This window comes from Staphylococcus sp. HMSC063F05 (genome assembly GCF_001837075.1).
Taxonomy (GTDB): Bacteria; Bacillota; Bacilli; order Staphylococcales; family Staphylococcaceae; genus Staphylococcus; species Staphylococcus epidermidis.
This window is the reverse complement of sequence record NZ_KV831350.1, coordinates 1-13,988: the sequence shown is the minus strand read 5'-3', so window position 1 is coordinate 13,988 and position 13,988 is coordinate 1. Positions and strand designations below refer to the sequence as shown.

The window sequence follows — 13,988 nt, the reverse complement described above, 5'->3', positions numbered from 1 at the left end:
ATAATTTAATAAATACCAATAAACTAAATTAACGGGGTGTCTTATGTATAAAAATTATCATATGACTAAACATACTCTACCAATGGAAACTTCAGTAATTATCTCCACACATGATATGTCACAATATGTGAATGATATTGTAAAAAAATTCCAGGTACTGAATTCAGACAGCATCGTTGCGCAACATTATAGCATCCCAAAATGATATTAAAAATAATATTATATGTCTACACAAATTTTTACCAACTTAATATTCTTACTCTTAAATTTATGTTATTTTATTTGGAACATCTATCTTTATAGAACACTTAAGTTTCAATACCATAAATTTTAATTTATAATGTAAATCAAACATAAAGGAAAGTTCAAACAATCTAATTACACAAACTATTTATCGAAAGTAGGTATATATTTATGAAACAACCGTATAACCATGGTGTTCTTTTCTATCATGAACATAGCGGTTTGAAAGATATACATAATGGCATAGGAGAAGTTGCAAAATCTCTTAGTTCAATGTGTAAACACCTCTCTCTTCAACTCAGTGAAAATAAAGGCGATATTATTAAATATTGTAAATCTATTAAAAATGAAAATTATAGCTCTGATGTAGACGTTTTATTTATTTTAGGTGGAGATGGTACACTTAATGAACTAGTAAATGGCGTTATGCAGTATCAGTTAAATTTACCAATCGGTGTAATACCAGGTGGTACCTTTAACGATTTTACAAAAACACTTCAACTGCACCCTAATTTTAAAACAGCTAGTGAGCAATTATTAACATCACATGCTGAATCATATGATGTGTTAAAAGTGAACGACTTATATGTACTTAATTTCGTTGGACTTGGCTTAATAGTACAAAATGCAGAGAATGTTCAAGATGGTTCTAAAGATATATTCGGTAAATTCAGCTATATTGGATCAACCGTTAAAACGTTATTAAATCCTGTTAAATTTGATTTCTCATTGACTGTTGATGGTGAAACAAAAGAAGGCAATACTTCGATGATGTTAATAGCAAACGGTCCCAATATAGGTGGTGGAGAAATTCCGCTAACCGATTTATCGCCACAAGATGGAAGAGCAAACACATTTGTATTTAATGATCAAACACTAAATATATTGAATGATATATTAAAAAAACGTGATAGTATGAATTGGAACGAAATCACACAAGGTATTGATCACATATCAGGTAAGCACATCACACTCTCAACAAACCCTAGTATGAAAGTGGATATTGATGGCGAAATTAATTTAGAAACACCAATTGAGATTCAAGTATTACCCAAAGCGATACAACTTCTTACTGCAACTGAACAAAATAATTAATATAAATTTCACTTATTCTTTATCAATTTATTTTTAAAGCATGAGCTACTGAGACATAAATGATTGTCTCAGTTTTTTATTTTATAAACTGATAACATCGTTAGTCGGGTGAGACGATAATTTCATTACAACACCCCTCATTATTTTTAGTAAGAATACTTACAATAATTTTTTTAAAATTTACTTCTTTTAAAAATAGATTTTTTTAACTACCAAATACGTCTTGTTCCCATTGCATCAAGTCTTACACCTCAACCCCGACTAAATATATAGGTTAAAAATGTGTTCATATAAACATCACAATTGACTCTTTAATAGTCTGTATTTTCTTTTAATTTGGAAAGAGCTGTACTATAATGTTTGTGAATTATTTCACAATATCTAAGGAGTGGTTGTATATGTTATCTGTAACTAAAAAAAATACATATGAATCAAACAAAGATGAAGTCACACAAATGATTGATTCATTAGCAGAAAAAGGACAAGAAGCTCTAAAAGAACTATCTAAAAAATCACAACATGAGATTAATGACATTGTACATCAGATGAGCATGGCTGCTGTTGATCAGCATATGCATTTAGCTAAACTAGCTTACGACGAAACAGGTAGAGGTATTTATGAAGACAAAGCTATCAAAAATTTATATGCCTCAGAGTACATATGGAATTCAATCAAAGACAATAAAACAGTAGGTATCATAGGTGAAGATAAACAAAAAGGATTAACGTATGTAGCTGAACCTATAGGCGTGATTTGTGGAGTGACACCAACGACCAACCCTACATCTACAACTATTTTCAAAGCAATGATTGCTATTAAAACAGGTAATCCAATTATTTTCGCATTTCATCCAAGTGCACAACAATCATCAAAATATGCTGCTAAAGTCATTTTAGAAGCTGCAACAAAAGCAGGTGCTCCTAAAGATTGTATTCAATGGATAGAAGTGCCATCAATTGAGGCAACTAAACAATTAATGAATCATAAAGATATTGCTTTAGTTCTAGCGACTGGAGGCTCTGGAATGGTAAAGTCCGCATATTCGACAGGTAAACCTGCATTAGGAGTCGGTCCAGGTAATGTTCCTACTTATATTGAAAAAACTGCTCATATCAAACGTGCTGTTAATGATATCATTGGTTCTAAAACTTTTGATAATGGTATGATTTGTGCTTCTGAACAAGTCATGGTTGTTGATAAAGAAGTATACACTGACGTCGTTAAAGAATTCAAATTACACCAAACATATTTTGTTAATAAAAATGAACTACAACAATTAGAAGATGCCATCATGAATGAAGATAAAACTGCAGTTAAACCTGATATAGTTGGTAAATCTGCTGTAGATATAGCGAAATTGTCAGGAATTAGTGTTCCAGAAAAAACAAAATTATTAGTCGCAGAAATTGATGGAATTGGAAAAGATTATCCTTTATCACGTGAAAAATTATCACCTGTACTCGCAATGGTAACTGCAAAATCAACAGGACATGCACTACAAATTTGTGAAGACATATTAAAATTTGGTGGTTTAGGTCACACTGCTGTAATTCACACCGAGGATAGTCAATTACAACAAAAATTCGGTCTAAAAATGAAAGCTTGCCGTGTATTGGTAAATACACCTTCTGCTGTCGGAGGAATTGGAAATATGTATAATGAACTCATTCCTTCACTCACGTTAGGTTGTGGTTCATATGGTAGAAATTCTATTTCTCATAATGTAAGCGCAGTAGACTTATTAAATATTAAAACAATAGCAAAACGTCGTAATAATATGCAATGGTTTAAACTCCCACCTAAAGTTTATTTTGAAGAAAATTCAGTTATGTATTTGACAGAGATGGATAATGTTGAACGTGTAATGATAGTTTGTGATCCAGGAATGGTTAATATTGGTTATACTGATATAGTTGAACAAGTGCTGAGACGCCGAGAAAACCAACCACAAATCAAAGTGTTTAACGAAGTTGAACCTAATCCATCAACTCATACAGTCTATAAGGGGTTAGAAATGTTTATAAATTTCCAACCTGATACTATTATTGCACTCGGTGGCGGTTCGGCAATGGATGCAGCCAAAGCAATATGGATGTTCTTTGAGCATCCAGAAACTTCATTTTTTGGGGCAAAACAAAAGTTCTTAGATATTCGTAAACGTACTTATAAAATTACCAAACCTAAAAACGCAAAATTTATATGTATACCAACGACATCAGGAACTGGTTCTGAAGTGACACCTTTTGCAGTAATTACTGATAGCGAGACACACGTTAAGTATCCACTAGCAGATTATGCGTTAACTCCCGATATTGCTATCGTCGATCCACAATTCGTATTAAGTGTACCTAAAGATGTTGCCGCAGATACAGGAATGGATGTTTTGACACATGCCATTGAATCTTACGTCTCTGTCATGGCTTCAGATTATACAAGAGGCTTAAGCTTACAAGCAATAAAGCTAACTTTTGATTATCTAAAATCATCAGTTCAAGAAAATGACAAACACTCACGAGAAAAAATGCATAATGCTTCAACAATGGCCGGTATGGCATTTGCCAATGCTTTTTTAGGAATTTCTCATTCTATCGCACATAAAATTGGTGGTGAATATGGTATTCCCCACGGCAGAACAAATGCTATTTTATTACCACATGTCATTCGCTATAATGCCAAAGATCCACAAAAACATGCACTGTTTCCTAAATATGATTTCTTTAGAGCAGATACTGACTATGCTGACATTGCAAAATTTTTAGGACTCAAAGGTAATACAACTGAAGAATTAGTGGATGCTCTAGCTAATGCGGTGTATGATTTAGGATGTTCAGTTGGTATTGATATGAATTTAAAATCACAAGGCGTAACTGAAGAGCTTCTTCACTCTACTATAGACAGAATGGCTGAATTAGCATTTGAAGATCAATGTACAACTGCTAATCCAAAAGAACCGCTAATTAGTGAACTTAAAGGCATTATCGAAACAGCATATGATTATGAAAGATAACTTTAAAAATGTTTAATAAAAAAGTCATAGGCCATCAAATAAAGTGACCTATGACTTTTATCTTCTCTATTTTTCAATTGAATTAAAATAATTCTTTACATCTCTCCAACCACTTACGCGTTCAAATCTATGTTCATTAACATTATGAGAAGCAGTAAACATAATTGATTTCCCTTCAAAAATTTCCAATTGCTTTGGATTATCATCAATAAGATAATCTGCAAGAATAATATTCTTTCTACCACAAAATACAAAATGTTGCGGATCTAAAAAAGGAAAGTATTCTAATAACCATTCATATTTGTCATGAAAAGAGGTTGGAACATCCATCGCTGCTGTGGCTATGTATATGTCGTAATGCTCATTGAGTTGTTTTACAACTTCTTGAGCATGCGGCATTACATCTAAATTTCTAAAGAATCCAGGTTCTTTTAAAATATCCATGACTAACCCCTCATGCTCGGGTATCATATGTTTTAATTTTTTACCGTTTAATGATTCCATTTTGATATTTAAATCCGCTCGTTCATTGACCGCTTTAACAACAGCACCCAATGTATCAGCAAGCACTTCATCCATATCAATGGCGATTCTCTGTCGCGTCATGCTCTTACACTCCCTGTTCGTGATATACGTGTTTAGTATAGCAAAATTTTTTCCTTCTGTTTAATCTATTTAACTACGATATCACATCTTTTTTAAATCAAAAGTTATCAAAGAGTGTTAGTTTAATACTCAAAATGTTTTAAAACTTCAATCATCTTATTATTTTGTTCTGGTAAACCAATAGTAATTCTAACACCGTTAGGGAATAAACGTGTAATACATCCTACGTTTAACAATGCATCATAAAGTGCTTGACTTCTTGAAGTTTTAACAAAGACAAAATTCGCTTGACTTGGTAAAAAATGCTGACTTTGAGGAATTTGATAAAATTTATCTCGTTCAAAACTATTTTTTTGTGTCACTTCTTTCAAATACTCTTGATCTTCTAAGGCAGCGATTGCTGCATATTCTGAAATTCTAGTAACATTAAATGGTGGACGAATGATATTCCACTTTTCAATGGCGTCTTCAGAGGCTATAACATATCCTACTCTTAATCCAGCTAATCCATATGCCTTAGAAAAAGTACGTAATAAAAAGGCATTGTCAAAATCCTCCTGTAATTTTAGCGTATCTGGAAAATCATCAGCAGTAACGAATTCTACATATGCTTCGTCAATTAATACAGGAATATCACTTGGGACACGTTTTAAGAAATTAAATAATTCATCGTGCGAAAAGTAAGTCCCAGTTGGATTGTTAGGATTGCATAACCAAATTAAAGACGTTTTATTATCAATTTGTTGTAACATACCATCTAAATCAAATCCACCATCTTTGAGAGGCACTTGGATAACATCAGCTGATTCCACAATTGCATTATGATAATATTGTCCGAAAGTAGATTCACTAGTGATAATCTTATCTCCTGGTGATAATACGGCTCTTGATATCATTAGAATAACCTCATCTAAACCCGCACCAAATAAAATACGAGATGCATCAACATTAAGTTGTTGACTTATTGCTTCCCTTAATTTTGGCGATCCAGATTCCGGATAATAATATAATTCATCTAAATGAGATTGAATAGCCGTTTTAACTTTTGGACTTGGACCATATACATTTTCATTTGAAGCAAGTTTATGTAATTCACCTTTAATGCCATACTGTTTTTTTAAAGATTCTGGAGAAAGCCCTGGCGTATATGCTGTTAATTGGTCTAATTGTTTCTTCATACATAAATCACACCTTAAATTGACTGAAATTTTAAAAAACTTAGTACCTATTATAAACAAACTCATACCTTAAAATCAATCACACTTCTAACATTACATTTTAAATTCACTATATCGGTTGAAATAGTTAAATTATAAATAGCTATTCGATGTACCATTTAGACATCGAATAGCTATCAAATCCATCTCGAAACGCACAATTTTATTTTATTAATTTTTCTTTTTCTAAGTATTCTCTTGCTACTTTATAAGGATCCTCTTTCTTCACTGTTACCTTATAGTTCATTTCTTGCATTTCTTCATCTGTGATTCTATTCGCCAATTTATTGAGCGGTTTTTTAACTTCAGGATGGTCTTTTAAATATTTTTCTTTAAATAGCGGTGCTCCTTGGTATGGAGGAAATACATGTTGATCATCTTTTAATACTACCATGTTATATTGTTTTAATTCTGCATCAGTAGAGTATGCGTCTATGAGATTAATATCTCCCTTTTTAACTGCAGTATAACGTAATTTAGGTTCCATAGTTTTAACATTAGAAAGATTAAGATGATACGTTTTTTTAACAGCTTTGTATCCATCTGGTCTATCATTAAATTCCAATGTAAAACCTGGTTTAAGTTTATCTTCTACCTTGCGTAAATCACCTATTGTCTTAATTTGATATTTTTTTGCAAAGTCACGTTTTACAGCTAATGCATACGTATTATTATATTTCATCGGTTTAAGCATTGTCATATCATATTTTTTTTCTAAACTAGACTTTGCTTGTTGATATACATCGTTTTCTTTTTTAGACTTTAAATCTTCTTTCGTTAATTCACCTAATACAGTACCTGTAAATTCTAAATAACCATCAATTTCATCTGACTTAAGCGCATTAAATAAGAATGAGGTTTTACCCATGCCATCTTTGACTTCTACAGTATCATCTGTGTCTTCTTCAATAAGTATTTTATACATATTCGTAATAATTGACGGTTCTGAACCTAGCTTGCCTGCGAATGTGATTTTATCACCTTTTTGCGCTGCCATAGGTATGGCAATAGCTATGATAATCACAATTACAATTGTCCCTAAAGAAATGAGCAATTTTTTATATGATAAACGTTCCATGTATCTTAAAATAAAATCAAAAATAATAGCTAGAAGTGCAGCTGGAATAGCACCTATTAAAATGAGTGCACTATTGTTACGATCAATGCCTAATAATATTAAATCTCCTAGACCACCAGCGCCTATTAAAGCTGCGAGTGTAGCAGTACCAATGATTAATACCATAGCTGTGCGTATTCCTGCCATGATAACAGGCATTGCAATAGGGAGTTCGACTTTGGTCAATCTTCTAAGTGGTTTCATTCCAATGCCTTTAGCCGCTTCAATAAGAGAGGGATCGACCTCCTTAATACCTGTGTATGTATTACGTAGAATAGGAAGTAACGCATATACAACTAAGGCGATAATTGCCGGAAGTCTCCCAATTCCGAAAATTGGTATCATCAAACCAAGTAGTGCCAGTGATGGAATTGTTTGTAGAACAGCTGCAATATTCATGACGATTTCTGAAAGTTTTTTTGTTTTAGTGAGCAAAATTGCAATTGGTACTGCTATAAGAGTTGCAATGAAAAGCGCTATAAAAGAAAGTTGAATGTGTTCAATTATAGTAGAAAATAGCTGCCCTTTTCTATCACTTAATGTCGCAAAGAACTCATTCATGTGTCGCTTCCTCCTTATTAAGAGATAAATAAGTAAACACATCTTCTCTATTTAACAAATATCGACGATGTTGTTCTTTATCGTTGACCACAACTGCATCATAATGAGACAAATCTTCATAAATATTATTTAAGTACAACTCAGCATCTACTTCAGGATAATGAATAACGCTTGCATTGTCATCTACAGACCGATTAATTCCTAAATCTTTAATCTTCACTTGATTCACAATATTATGCGTTGTATCCAAATGACTACCCATGAATTGCTTTACAAAGTCACTTTTAGGTCGCGTTCTAAAACCATCAGGTGTATCAATTTGTTCAACACGCCCTTCATTGAGTAAACAAATTCTGTCACCTAGTTTCATCGCTTCTTGAATATCATGCGTTACAAAAACTATTGTTTTCTTAATTTGAGTTTGCAAATGAATCAAATCGTCCTGCAACTTCTCTCTGCTAATTGGGTCAAGAGCACTAAAAGGCTCATCCATGATAATAACGGGAGGATCTGCAGCTAATGCTCGCACTACACCAACCCTTTGTCGTTGTCCACCCGATAGTTCATCAGGTTTTCTATTTTTAAATTGCTCAGGATTTAAACCTACCATTGTCAATAATTCATCCACACGTAAATCAATATCGTTATCTTTCCACTTTTTCATTTGGGGTACTTGTGCAATGTTTTCTTTGATAGTCATATGAGGAAATAATGCAATTTGTTGTAGTACATATCCAATATCCCAACGCATTTCGTAAACTGGATAATCACTAATTGGTTTATCTTTAAAATATATGTAACCTTCGCTTAAAGGAATTAAACGATTGATCATTTTAAGTGTTGTTGTCTTACCACAACCTGAAGGACCAATTAACACAAAAAATTCTCCTTCTTTAATATTAAAACTTACATTATCTACAGCAATATTATTAGCATATCGCTTTGTGACATTTTTAAATTTAATCACTTTTTCACCTTCATTCCCTCTACAAAATAGTAGACCATTTTAATCTATATTCCCTATTAAATCATTTTTAATTGAAAATTAACATTTATTGTATTTCAAAATTCAAATTAACAAAAAGTATTATGAATACTTAATATCCAACTTCATATAATTAAAAAACGACGAAATCAAAAGATAAGAGATTTCGTCGTTCAATCATTTATATTCTAGTTTTATAGCTTTGTATGGTTTCGATAAACTTAGGACAATAATGCTTTAATTTATAACTACCTACACCATCAATAGCAATCATTTCTTGTTTCGATTCAGGTTTACGCTTAGCAAATTCTTCGAGCGTGTAATCAGAAAATATACTTACAGGTGCTATTCCAAGTTTATCACTTAGCTGTTTACGTACATCAACAAGCTCACGATATAACGCTCTATCCACACCTTCAACAGTGTTGATAAATACCTTCTCTTTAGTTTTTTGTTTGAACGGAGTGGTATAAACCTTGGTATGATTATTTAGTAATTGTTTCACTGATGTATCACACATAAGAATTTCATCATTTTCATTTAAATATCCTTTGAAACGTAGCTCATCAATTAAGTGTGATAACTCAGATGTTGTATAATTTTTCATCAACCCATGTGTCGTTAATTCATTATAATGATGGTGTTTTATATAATCTGTCACTTCTCCACGTAAAACTTGTATAATAACACTATAATTTTCCTGTTGCTTCATTCGAGCAATACAGCTAATAATCATTTTCGCTTCACGAGTCATATCATACGTTTTATTTTCCTGTATACAATTACTACATTGATTGCATTCCTCTAAATTTTCATTGGGTTCAAAATAATGAACAATTGTCGCTTCTAAACACTTTTTCGTTTTGGTATATTGAATCATTTTCGTTAATTTTTCGCCCATTTTATCTTTATAGTCATCATCAGCTTGGGATACAGTAATAAAATACTCATGTAATCCCTTATCTCGTTCACTAAACAAAAGGATACACTCACTTTTTAAACCATCACGTCCCGCGCGTCCAGCTTCCTGATAGTAAGATTCCAAATCTCCAGGCATGTTATAGTGAATGACATAACGTACATTTGATTTATCAATACCCATACCAAATGCATTTGTCGCAATGACAACCTCTACACGATCATACAAGAAATCATTTTGCGCCTCAATTCTCTCTTTATTCGTTAAACCAGCATGATAAATTGTGCTCTTAATTTTTTCACTATTTAGAGCTTCGTGTAATTCTTCTACCTGCTTACGAGTGGAACAATAAATGATTCCTGCCTGTCCTTCATGATTTGCAACATAATCCACAACAAATTTTTGTCGCTGATAAGTCGGATTGACTTTGAAGATTAAATTGCGTCTTTTAGTACTTGTTTTGACAACATCATTTTGTCCAATTGATAACTTAGACATGATATCTTGTTGAACTTCAGCAGTTGCCGTAGCTGTAAGTGCAACTATTGTGAAGTTTTGAGGTAAGGTAAAAACTTTTTGTATGACACTTTGATAACTAGGTCTAAAATCATGTCCCCACTTCGATATACAGTGTGCTTCATCAAAAGCGATAAGGGGTATTTCTATTTTACGTAATAAATTTAGAAAAAAAGTATTTTCAAAGCGCTCTGGAGCTACATATAAAAACTGAATGGCACCACGCTTTATTTGCTCTTCAATCTCTTTTTGTTGTTTATGAGTCAAACTACTATTCAAATATGCAGCTTGAATTCCCATTGCTTGTAGTTGATCAACTTGGTCTTTCATCAAAGAAATAAGTGGACTTATAACAATAGTTGTGCCACCCTGCATTAAACCTGGTACTTGATAGCATATCGATTTACCGCCACCGGTAGGTAGTACCCCCAGTGTATGCTGATGATTTAATATTTTAGTTATAATTTCTTCTTGTCCTGGTCGAAATGACTTATAACCAAAATAATGCGATAAAGTCTCTTGCATGATTACATTCCCCTTATTGTTCTTTAATTTCCTCAAGCTCACTCCATCTCGTGATGTCTGCTTCATAGGTTGCTTCAAGTTGCTCTTTTTCCTCATTAAGTTCTTTGATTCTTGCATAATTATTACTTGCATTAATCATTTCTTGTTCAAGGTCTTCTAAACGCGTTTCAGTCATTTCTATACGCGTCATAATTGTTTCGTATTCTAACTTCTCTTTATAAGATAGTCCTGTTTTCTTTTTTGGTTGATGCTTATGTTTATTTTGTTGTTCAGTTTGTTTAGATAGCATGGCTTGGCGTTCATGTTCCTTTTTAAAAGATTCATAATCTTCAAATGATCCAATAATTTTTTCGATTTTACCATCATGAATAAACCAATATTCTTGTACCACTTTATTTAAGAAATAACGATCATGACTGACCGTAATGACAGAACCACCGAAATCATCAATGTAATCTTCTAAAATCGTAAGTGTTTCAGTATCTAAATCATTAGTCGGTTCATCTAAAAGGAGTACATTAGGTTTATGAACAAGTAAACGCAATAAATACAGACGTTTTTGTTCTCCACCTGAGAGTTTATAAACTTTTTTACCGTGTGTAGCGCTCGGAAATAAAAATCTTTCTAACAATTGTGTAACTGAAATTGAGGTACCATCTTTTTCTTTAGCCATTTCACTTTCTTCTCTTAGGTAGTCAATCACTCTAATATCACGGTCAAGTGTCTCTTCTGTTTGCTTAAAATAAGCTACCTTAACAGTCTGACCGATTTTAAGCTCACCCTCATAGTCCTGATCTTCATTACTTAAAATATTAAGTAATGTTGTTTTTCCCGCTCCATTAGGTCCTACAATACCTATACGTCTACCACTTTGAATAATTTCAGTGACATCTTCAAATAAAACTTTATTATTAATTGATTTTGATAAATTCTTTAATTCATATACTTGTTTACCTAACCTTGAATATGCAAGATTAAGTTCACCCTTATCTTGTGTATGTTGCGTCTTAACGTCTGATTCTAGTTGATTAAATCTATTGATACGTGCCTGTTGTTTAGTAGTTCTTGCCTTTGCTCCTGCTCGCATCCATGCTAACTCTTGTTTATACAATGCTTTTTGTTTTTCTTGTTGTTTTTGTTCTACTAATTCATTTTCTGCACGCATTACTATGTAATCTTCATAATTACCTGGATATGTTTTTAACTTCCCTCTATCCAGTTCAATAATTCGCGTCGATACTTCATTTAAAAAGTAGCGATCATGTGTTACAAATAAAACTGTATGTGGATATTGCTTGACATAATTAATGAGCCAACGGATGGATTCAAAGTCAAGATGGTTCGTCGGTTCATCTAGCAAAAGTAAATCCGGTTGTTCTATTAGAGTTTTAGCCAATACAACTCTTTTTTGTTGACCACCCGAAAGTTCAACTATTTTCTTAGTTGTATCGTGAATCCCTAGTTTAGATAAAATCGTTTTAATTTCTGCAGTATAGTCCCATGCATCCTTTTGATCCATTTCTTCTTGTGCTTCCATCATTTTATTAAAATTAGAGTCACTTTGATCTAACGCATAGCGATTAACTGCTTCTTCATATTTTTTTATAATTCTTAATGTAGGAGTATCCGAACTTAAAACAGCTTCGAACACAGTCATATGGCCATTGAGGTCTTGTTTTTGAGAGGAATAACGAATGCGATATTGATTAGGGTGGGTAATATCTGCAGTAAAATCTTCATCTAGACCACCAATGACTTTTAATAATGTACTTTTACCTGTTCCATTGATACCTACTAATCCAATTCTTTCATGCTCAGATATAGATAGGTTAAGATCATTAAAAATTTCTTTATCTGCATAGGATTTATTTAAATGTTCAATTTTGTATGCTTCCATGCTTATCTTCCTTTTCAAATACTGGAAATTGTCAACTATCGAATTTTCAAAAAAATTTTGTTAAGCTAAATTCAGTTCTATATATTATACACCTTTTTAGATTCAAATGATATAAGGAGACTTAGATATGTCAGATTTATTCCAAAACGCACCACCCTATATTCAGGCGCTTATAGCCGGAATAATCACGTGGTTACTTACTGCTTTGGGTGCGGCAGCAGTTTTTATATTTAAGAAAGTGAATGATAAAGTCTTAAATTCGATGCAAGGTTTTGCAGCTGGAATCATGATAGCAGCAAGTTTTTGGTCATTGTTACAACCCGCAATTGAATCGAGTAAAAATAGTGCTATGCCATGGCTTCCTGCAGCAATAGGTTTTATTCTCGGTGGCGTTTTTATCAGGGTTCTAGATTATATTATTCCCCATATTCACCAAAATGCCCAAGATAAAAACCAACAACAAGAGGGTGTGCCTACCTCTCTTGGAAAAAATGCATTACTTGTGTTAGCTATCACACTTCACAACATACCTGAAGGACTATCTATCGGAGTTGCATTCGGTGGTGTTGTATCTGGCAACAGTCACGCTACATTTTTAGGTGCGATTGGTCTAGCGATAGGTATCGGCATACAGAATATTCCTGAAGGTGCAGCACTATCGATGCCAATCCGTGCTGCAGGTGCAACACGTTGGAAAGCATTTAATTATGGACAAGCTTCAGCAATTGTTGAGCCTATTTTCGCTACTATCGGTGCTGCAGCAATTTTAGTGGTAAATCCTATATTGCCTTATGCATTGGCGTTTGCTGCAGGTGCAATGATTTTCGTTGTTGTTGAAGAACTGATACCTGATTCTCAATCAAGTAACAACACTGATTTGGCAACTTTAAGTCTAATGATTGGTTTTACAATTATGATGATTCTTGACGTTGCACTTGGATAATTCATATCATTTAAAAAAGAATCATGATAAGTTAATTAACTATAGTGCTTTACTTTATCTTTAGCTTTGTAACCCAATCATTTATAGTCAGAGAACTACATTGTTCTTAAAGTTAATCGTAATAAAAATTTGAGGTTCTCTTTTATAGTTAATAAAGCAAATGACTTCAATTAATTCCAATATAAATAAGACATACTTATAAAGTTAAAGGAGTGTCATTGAAAGTTTCAAATTTACCTTATTTGTACAAAAATATATTAAATAAAGTAGTCATTTTTAAAGATATTCTAATTTCAAAATGATTAATAAAGACATTAATATAAAAAACATACTAAGATTAGCTATGAAGAAATCTA

Annotated in this window: 10 protein-coding genes; 4 read left to right on the top strand and 6 right to left on the bottom strand. The window is 32.7% G+C overall.

Translation table 11 applies throughout. From position 1 onward, the window contains the following. Positions 1-43 precede the first annotated feature (43 nt). The 3 genes from HMPREF2576_RS12345 to adhE all read left to right on the top strand — a co-directional run bounded on the left by HMPREF2576_RS12345 (position 44) and on the right by adhE (position 4,346). Positions 44-205, top strand: coding sequence for a hypothetical protein (locus HMPREF2576_RS12345; protein WP_001829650.1), 162 nt, complete (start codon positions 44-46; stop codon positions 203-205). A 209-nt stretch (positions 206-414) separates the two neighbouring features. Beyond that, a complete protein-coding gene (locus HMPREF2576_RS07285; RefSeq protein WP_070856564.1) occupies positions 415-1,338 on the top strand; it encodes a diacylglycerol/lipid kinase family protein in 924 nt (307 codons plus the stop codon). Positions 1,339-1,736: 398 nt separating this feature from the next. Further along, the gene (gene adhE, locus HMPREF2576_RS07280) at positions 1,737-4,346 is read left to right on the top strand and encodes a bifunctional acetaldehyde-CoA/alcohol dehydrogenase (RefSeq protein WP_002500282.1); all 2,610 of its coding nucleotides are present in this window, start codon (positions 1,737-1,739) and stop codon (positions 4,344-4,346) included. Between the two features lie 66 nt (positions 4,347-4,412). Here the strand turns inward: adhE and HMPREF2576_RS07275 are convergent, their stop codons facing one another. The 6 genes from HMPREF2576_RS07275 to HMPREF2576_RS07250 all read right to left on the bottom strand — a co-directional run bounded on the left by HMPREF2576_RS07275 (position 4,413) and on the right by HMPREF2576_RS07250 (position 12,695). Further along, positions 4,413-4,952 (bottom strand): 5' nucleotidase, NT5C type, encoded by a 540-nt coding sequence (locus tag HMPREF2576_RS07275; protein ID WP_001832599.1) that lies wholly within the window; start codon positions 4,950-4,952, stop codon positions 4,413-4,415. Positions 4,953-5,074: 122 nt separating this feature from the next. Then, positions 5,075-6,130, bottom strand: a complete 1,056-nt coding sequence (gene hisC / locus HMPREF2576_RS07270) for a histidinol-phosphate transaminase (RefSeq protein ID WP_001829653.1) — start codon at positions 6,128-6,130, stop codon at positions 5,075-5,077. Positions 6,131-6,332: 202 nt separating this feature from the next. Then, positions 6,333-7,847 carry an ABC transporter permease/substrate-binding protein gene (locus HMPREF2576_RS07265; RefSeq protein WP_002438893.1) on the bottom strand — a complete coding sequence of 505 codons (1,515 nt, stop codon included), beginning with the start codon at positions 7,845-7,847 and terminating at the stop codon, positions 6,333-6,335. Then, positions 7,840-8,814 carry an ABC transporter ATP-binding protein gene (locus HMPREF2576_RS07260; protein ID WP_002470472.1) on the bottom strand — a complete coding sequence of 325 codons (975 nt, stop codon included), beginning with the start codon at positions 8,812-8,814 and terminating at the stop codon, positions 7,840-7,842. Before HMPREF2576_RS07260 ends, HMPREF2576_RS07265 begins: the two co-directional genes overlap by 8 nt. 199 nt (positions 8,815-9,013) lie before the next feature. Continuing rightward, complete coding sequence (gene recQ, locus HMPREF2576_RS07255; RefSeq protein WP_086886647.1) at positions 9,014-10,795, bottom strand: DNA helicase RecQ; 1,782 nt, start codon at positions 10,793-10,795, stop codon at positions 9,014-9,016. A gap of 10 nt (positions 10,796-10,805) precedes the next feature. After that, positions 10,806-12,695, bottom strand: a complete 1,890-nt coding sequence (locus tag HMPREF2576_RS07250) for an ABC-F family ATP-binding cassette domain-containing protein (protein WP_176746949.1) — start codon at positions 12,693-12,695, stop codon at positions 10,806-10,808. Positions 12,696-12,816: 121 nt separating this feature from the next. Between HMPREF2576_RS07250 and HMPREF2576_RS07245 the strand changes: the two genes are divergently transcribed. Continuing rightward, positions 12,817-13,632 (top strand): ZIP family metal transporter, encoded by an 816-nt coding sequence (locus HMPREF2576_RS07245; RefSeq protein ID WP_070501624.1) that lies wholly within the window; start codon positions 12,817-12,819, stop codon positions 13,630-13,632. Positions 13,633-13,988: the final 356 nt, after the last annotated feature.

Excerpts from the sequence above, each read along its gene's own strand:
- HMPREF2576_RS12345 (WP_001829650.1), top strand. The coding sequence starts at position 44 with ATGTATAAAAATTATCATATGACTAAACATACTCTACCAATGGAAACT.
- HMPREF2576_RS07285 (WP_070856564.1), top strand. The coding sequence starts at position 415 with ATGAAACAACCGTATAACCATGGTGTTCTTTTCTATCATGAACATAGC.
- adhE (WP_002500282.1), top strand. The coding sequence starts at position 1,737 with ATGTTATCTGTAACTAAAAAAAATACATATGAATCAAACAAAGATGAA.
- HMPREF2576_RS07275 (WP_001832599.1), bottom strand. The coding sequence starts at position 4,952 with ATGACGCGACAGAGAATCGCCATTGATATGGATGAAGTGCTTGCTGAT.
- hisC (WP_001829653.1), bottom strand. The coding sequence starts at position 6,130 with ATGAAGAAACAATTAGACCAATTAACAGCATATACGCCAGGGCTTTCT.
- HMPREF2576_RS07265 (WP_002438893.1), bottom strand. The coding sequence starts at position 7,847 with ATGAATGAGTTCTTTGCGACATTAAGTGATAGAAAAGGGCAGCTATTT.
- HMPREF2576_RS07245 (WP_070501624.1), top strand. The coding sequence starts at position 12,817 with ATGTCAGATTTATTCCAAAACGCACCACCCTATATTCAGGCGCTTATA.